The following is a 6,132-nucleotide window of genomic DNA, read 5'->3' on the forward strand; positions in this document are numbered from 1 at the left end:
TGTTATTGTTGTCATGGCGGGAATCGGATAAACTGATGAACGGACGATTGGTCTTGATGTATTGGTAAAGCTGAAAATCCGTCAGTTTTTGAAGAAAATAAATGAAAAGTACAAAACGACGATTCTTTTAACAACGCATGATCTTTCCGATATTGAAGCCCTTTGCGAACGGGTCGTCATGCTTGACGAGGGGAAAATTATTTATGACGGACTGCTAAACAATCTTCGCCAGGATATAGGAGAAAACAAATTCAGTTCCTTTTGCAGAGAGCGTACTAGTAAAAGATCTTGTCATGATTACGTCAGATCTTAAAGTGCTTTGGCAAAAAGGGGAGAAGGAAAATACTTGGTCAGCTGTAATCGCCAATCAGGAGGCACAAATGTCTGAACTGATCGGCCGGATTGTCGTTGCACATAAAATTATGGATATGAGCATCAAAGAAATTTCCACAGAAGAAATCATTCGCAACATTTATGAAAAAGGCAATATTGCAGGTGGTTATTAAATGGATATTGGCGCCTATTATTTTCTCTGGATTGCCATTTATGGCGGAAAAGGCTCCATTCAGGGACTCAGTGTGATCCAGATGACATCCTATATTGCGGTTTCCTGGATGGCAAGGGCGTTTTATTTTAACAATATCGACACGGAAATTGCGCAGGAAATAAAGAAGGGAAAGTAGCGGTAGAAATGATCCGCCCCTAAAACTACCTTGGAATGAAAACAATGCAGGCACTTGGTGAGGGGATCTTCCGTTCATTTTTCTTTTCCCTGCCAGGGCTAATTACTGTTTATTTCATCTTTCCGATGCAATTATCCTCCCATCCAATTACTTGGATCTCGTTTATAATTTCTATCTTTTTCAGCTTTATTATTAATACGCAAATCAATCTTTTAACAGGTATTCTAACTTTCTTTTTATTTAATAATGATGGACTGATCCGGGCAAAACGGGTCTGTGTGGATCTGTTCTCAGGAGTGCTTCTGCCAATTAGCTTTTATCAAGGCTGGGCTCAAAAGATCATGAGCTTCTTCCTTTTTCAGGCAATCAGCTATATTCCGAGCATGATTTTTACAGAAGGCATAGCTGGTGAAAAAGCAGTAAATGCACTCTTGTTTCAAGGGTTGTGGTCCCTTGTCCTAATCATCCCGATCCAGGTGATCTGGGTTTACGCCTGCATCTTACATTTCAATGGTATGACGTTTTTTGTTTGTGTTTTTTGTTGTTGGCGGAGCATTGGTGTATGCTGGGATCTTTATTACGATTGCAAGCATCAGCTTTTACTCGGATTCAAGGACTTCCATCATTCCGATGATGTATAACATTTCAAACTATGGTCGCTATCCAGTGGATATTTATCACCGTGCGATTCGCTTTATGCTTGGATTTTGCCCTTTGCATTTGTGGGAATGTATCCTGCTGCTTATTTCTTGCGAAAAACAGAATGGTATGTGTATTCCTTATTAACGCCTGTAATCGGAATTGTCTTTTTTATGCTGGCTCTTTTGGTATGGAACAATGGGGTGACACGGAATAGAGGAGCGGGAAAATGACCATAATCGTCTTTGTTTAAGCATATAGTGGTAAAAAGTGCGGACAAGGGCGTGGCGAAGTGATACTGGAGTGGATTATTGGCATTGCAACTGTTTTTTGCTTATTCATGAGTGTCAGAATTACGATAAAAGCCTTTTATGAACAGGAATTTATGTCAATGGAAACGATCATTACAGTCTTTTTGTTTTACCTTTCCATTCTGACGGGCTTTGCTATGATTTATCTGCTGCTGCTTCACGGAGGTTTTGACATTCTCGCACTGCATCAGCACGCTGTAAAAGGTACTTATATTGAACTGTTAAATCACAGCATGTACTTCAGTGCAATTACCATCTTTTCGGTCGGTTATGGGGACATCGTTCCAGTCGGGTGGGGGAGAATCATTGCAGTTACAGAAGCGATGATTGGATATATTCTGCCGGTAGTTATTGTGGCCCGTACCGTTTACGGGATAGAAAAGCAGTAGAAAGTTGTAATAGGCCGTCAGATTGGTTACCCTTAACATAAACAATTTTCATGGAGGGATAAGCCATGGCACTTGAAATAGGAAAGAAAGCCCCTGATTTTGAGCTTCAGTCCGATACAGGAGAAACAGTTAAATTAGCTGATTTTGCAGGAAAGTATGTGGTTCTTTATTTTTATCCCAAAGATATGACACCTGGCTGCACAGATGAAGCCTGTGACTTCAGAGATCAGCATAAAAGCTTTGAGGAGCTTGATGCCGTGATTATCGGAGTAAGTCCGGATCCGGAGGAGCGCCACCAGAAATTTCGAGAAAAGCATGATTTGCCGTTTCTCCTTCTTGCTGACACAGATCATAAAGCAGCAGAAGCATATGATGTATGGAAGCTGAAGAAAAACTTCGGCAAAGAATACATGGGAATTGAACGATCAACGTTTATCATTGATAAAGAGGGCATTCTGATCAAGGAATGGCGCAAGGTAAAAGTAAAAGGACATGTAGAAGAAGCGCTGAATTATATAAAAGAAAATGCCTGACGCCCTTTTTTAAGGAGGAAGGCATTTGTACAGCCATTTCGATTCTGCCGGCGTAATATAAAAGGGAAGGCATAACCTCCTCATATGTTAGCGCAAATTCGTGCGGGCAACCGCACGCTTTTTTAATGGGATTTTTCGTAGAGTCAAGTGATATAATTTTGGTAATTAGAAGGAGGAATGGCCATGCTGAAATTGCCGACTGCCCAGGAATACCCGTCTTATTTTGAAAATTATATTCGTTTAGTTCCAGATAGTGATGTAAAGGAAATGCTTGCTAAACAGCAAGAAGAAACAGAGGCCCTTCTTTCATCTATTTCGGAAGCTGACGCCAATTACCGTTATGCGCCTGAAAAGTGGATGCTGAAGGAAGTGATCGGGCATATTATTGATACGGAACGCATCATGTGCTACAGACTGCTTCATATAGCAAGGGGTGACAAGACTCCTATTGCGGGATATGATGTCGATCAATATGTTAAAGAAGCTTTATTCCCTGAACAATCATTAAGGAATTTGATTGAAAACTATACTGCTGTCAGAATGGCAACCCTCACTCTATTACGCACTCTCCCTGAAGGAGTATGGGAAAGAAGTGGTTTTGCTAACAATGGTGTAGTTTCTGTAAGGGCCTTGGCCTATATTATGGCAGGTCATGAACTGCACCACCTCAATATCATAAAAGAGCGGTATTTATAAGGCTCTTTTCTTATGGCTCTTTTCTTAAACTTTGTTGCTTTTCACTCTAGATTTCAGCTGCAGGACCCTTGATTTGGCAGAAACTTTAAGAAAAGATCCCGAAGCAAATAGCAACAATCTTTGCGAAAGCAGCCATTGATAAAGAATGAAAAAGTCACTTGAGAATGGCATATAAACAAATAGGCTTATTTGCCTTGTAAAATAGCGGTAAACATTGACAAAACTCCTAGTCGCAATGTACACTATTTATAAATATTATAAAGTAAGAATGTTTTTATGGAGAGAGGTGCATGACGATGACCGAGCAATTGAAGGAAGCACTGGATACATTGAAACAAACGGGAGTCCGTATTACACCGCAGCGTCATGCGATACTGGAATACCTGATTAAATCAATGAATCATCCAACGGCGGACGATATTTATAAAGCGCTAGAAGGCAAATTTCCTAATATGAGTGTAGCAACTGTTTATAATAATTTACGTGTATTTCGCGAAGTTGGGCTCGTGAAAGAGTTGACATATGGAGATTCCTCCAGCCGGTTTGATTTTGTCACAAGCGACCACTACCACGTTATTTGTAATGAATGCGGCAAAATTGTGGATTTTCACTACCCGGGACTTGATGAAGTAGAGCACCTTGCTGCTCACGTAACTGGATTTAAAGTCAGCAATCACCGGATGGAAGTTTACGGTACATGTGAAGATTGCGCAAGAAAAAAAGCCCATTAAAAAGGACCCCTAGGGTTTGTTTTCGATTAGATTGTGGCTTTTCGTAAAAGCTTTATTCCCGAATATAGACTACTTTCGGTGCGTTTTTTTATAAAACCGATGGTTTCGTTATCTAAATATAGGAACACGAACAACAAATTTTTAGAAAAGAGCCTTTAAAAAAAGCTGATAGAACAATCTATCAGCTTTTTGCTTTTCTTCGGTTGTAATTCTCATCAAAATCTTTTCCTTCTAAAGTTCTATCTAATGTGAGCGGCTCTCTGCAGTGCATGCACATATCCACGCGTCCGAGAATTTTCGTCGGTTTCCCGCATGATGGACAAACGACCTGCACCGCTTTCGTTGACAGCATGCCAATCCAAAAATAAACGACTGTACTGGCAACCATAAACAAGAGGCCGAGCAGCATAAAAATGGTCATCAGCAAAATATGTCCTCTGAAAAACACACCGATATACATAACGAAAAACCCGACAAAGATCAGACTTAATGCAAACGTTCGAATCTTATTGATTTTGCTTGAATACATTTGAGCCATCTTCCATCCCCCCATTATTAATATAGCACATGATGAGGATAAGCAGTGACAAGTATTGGAAGACGATTTTAGAAAGGCTGTTTTCGCAGAGATTGTTGCTCTTCGTAAAAGCTTTTATCACGCACTTAGTCTAGCTTCGGGGCATCTTTTCTTAAAGTTCTTGCCTTATAGATGGATTGTTGGACTAAATATAGAGTTATGTACAACAAAGTTTAAGAAAAGAACCTTTAGAAAACACTTTATTCCGTTTCTTTTCTATTCTACAATGGAAAAGCGGCATTTCAGACAGGGATAAGCGACAGTTCCGATAAAGAAAAAGGGAAATTCATATTTCTGTAGAAATAAAGAACGAATTGAATAAGTACATGGAGGAATTCTTAATGGAAAACATTCTCCGTCCAATCTATCAGGAAAGGGCAAGCCACCCCGACACACTCGCGGTGATCATGATAGAAAGAAGGAATCAGACATCGCCACAAACAGATAATTTCGATGTAGCCCTTCTTGTCATCGTAAAGACAGCTGATCGGCCTGTCTTCATTAAACACTATGAATTTAACGATCAAAAAGCATCTATGCAGATTGTGACAGACGAACAGCTGCAGCAATGGATTCTGCTTGGGACAAACAGAAGAATCGTAGATTGGCTGATGAACGGAAAAATTCTTTTTGACCGAAACGAATACCTTGTGAATTTAATTGATAAATTACATATGTTTCCCTTTTCAGAACGCAAGCTGAAAATCGGTCTTGAATATGGAAAGCTTATAAGAAGATATTTGGAAGGCAAAGGTTTTTTTGAAGCCAGACAATATCTTGATGCCTATAATCATATCGTTCATGCCCTGCATCACTTAGCGAGACTAGAAGTAATTGATAACGGATTTTATCCGGAAACTACAGTATGGAATCAAGTAAGGCAAATAGAACCGCAGGTTTATAAGCTTTATCATGAATTAGTAGACAGCGGGGAGGCGCTGGAAAAGCGTCTTGAGCTTTTATTCCTGGCAAGTGATTTTCTAATCCACTCTAAGGCGGAAATCGGTGCAGCTCATCTTCTTTCTATTATGGAAGAAAAGGATAATTGGTATTTTGCCGAGCTTCTGGAGCACCCTGAAATTCAATATTATTCCGTTGATTTAGGTATTTTAATTGAGTTTCTAATCGAAAAACATCTGATCGAGGTTGTAAAGGTTGAAACAAAGGGCCAGCAAATTTTTCATCGAACATATTCTATTTCAAAATAGTTGTTGACTTAGGTTTTTATAGGTGATATATTAATAAGCGTCGCTGCTGAGCAGGTAGCTAATTAGCTAAATCGGCAGCGAATTTTTTAGAAAAAGTGTTGACATCTCCTTGGTGAAATGATATATTAAAAAGGTCGCTTCTGAGCGAATGTCACAAAAAAGACACGAAGTTAAAATGCAAGAAAATGATCTTTGAAAACTAAACAGAACGAAATGCCAACGTTAATTCAAGTTTTATTTTTAAGAGCTAATCAAACACTTTATTGGAGAGTTTGATCCTGGCTCAGGACGAACGCTGGCGGCGTGCCTAATACATGCAAGTCGAGCGGATCTCTTCGGAGATCAGCGGCGGACGGGTGAGTAAC

6 protein-coding genes, 1 rRNA gene and 3 pseudogenes are annotated in these 6,132 nt (G+C 39.7%); 9 read left to right on the plus strand and 1 reads right to left on the minus strand.

The window, feature by feature from the left end; translation table 11 throughout:
• Window positions 1-34 precede the first annotated feature (34 nt).
• The 7 genes and pseudogenes from ACOT8F_RS15650 to perR form a co-directional block, all read left to right on the plus strand.
• A pseudogene (locus tag ACOT8F_RS15650) lies at window positions 35-506 on the plus strand (daunorubicin ABC transporter ATP-binding protein); the annotation flags it as partial.
• Window positions 507-1,168, plus strand: a pseudogene (locus tag ACOT8F_RS15655) (ABC transporter permease); the annotation flags it as partial.
• A pseudogene (locus ACOT8F_RS15660) lies at window positions 1,159-1,555 on the plus strand (ABC-2 family transporter protein); the annotation flags it as partial. The pseudogenes ACOT8F_RS15655 and ACOT8F_RS15660, both read left to right, overlap by 10 nt.
• Before the next feature lie 59 nt (window positions 1,556-1,614).
• Window positions 1,615-2,022, plus strand: coding sequence for an ion channel (locus ACOT8F_RS15665; RefSeq protein WP_421652854.1), 408 nt, complete (start codon window positions 1,615-1,617; stop codon window positions 2,020-2,022).
• Between the two features lie 65 nt (window positions 2,023-2,087).
• A complete protein-coding gene (gene bcp, locus ACOT8F_RS15670; protein WP_421652855.1) occupies window positions 2,088-2,555 on the plus strand; it encodes a thioredoxin-dependent thiol peroxidase in 468 nt (155 codons plus the stop codon).
• A gap of 183 nt (window positions 2,556-2,738) precedes the next feature.
• Window positions 2,739-3,251, plus strand: coding sequence for a DinB family protein (locus ACOT8F_RS15675; RefSeq protein ID WP_421652856.1), 513 nt, complete (start codon window positions 2,739-2,741; stop codon window positions 3,249-3,251).
• 296 nt (window positions 3,252-3,547) lie between these two features.
• A complete protein-coding gene (gene perR / locus ACOT8F_RS15680; RefSeq protein ID WP_421652857.1) occupies window positions 3,548-3,982 on the plus strand; it encodes a peroxide-responsive transcriptional repressor PerR in 435 nt (144 codons plus the stop codon).
• A gap of 181 nt (window positions 3,983-4,163) precedes the next feature.
• Here the strand turns inward: perR and ACOT8F_RS15685 are convergent, their stop codons facing one another.
• Window positions 4,164-4,520 carry a YgzB family protein gene (locus tag ACOT8F_RS15685; RefSeq protein WP_421652858.1) on the minus strand — a complete coding sequence of 119 codons (357 nt, stop codon included), beginning with the start codon at window positions 4,518-4,520 and terminating at the stop codon, window positions 4,164-4,166.
• Window positions 4,521-4,900: 380 nt separating this feature from the next.
• Here ACOT8F_RS15685 and ACOT8F_RS15690 point away from each other — a divergent pair, with 380 nt between their 5' ends.
• A complete protein-coding gene (locus tag ACOT8F_RS15690) occupies window positions 4,901-5,767 on the plus strand; it encodes a nucleotidyltransferase-like protein (RefSeq protein ID WP_421652859.1) in 867 nt (288 codons plus the stop codon).
• Between the two features lie 260 nt (window positions 5,768-6,027).
• Window positions 6,028-6,132: ribosomal RNA gene (locus tag ACOT8F_RS15695) — 16S ribosomal RNA — on the plus strand; the annotation flags it as partial.

This window comes from Chryseobacillus diguaensis (genome assembly GCF_049220665.1).
GTDB lineage: Bacteria > Bacillota > Bacilli > Bacillales > Bacillaceae > Metabacillus_B.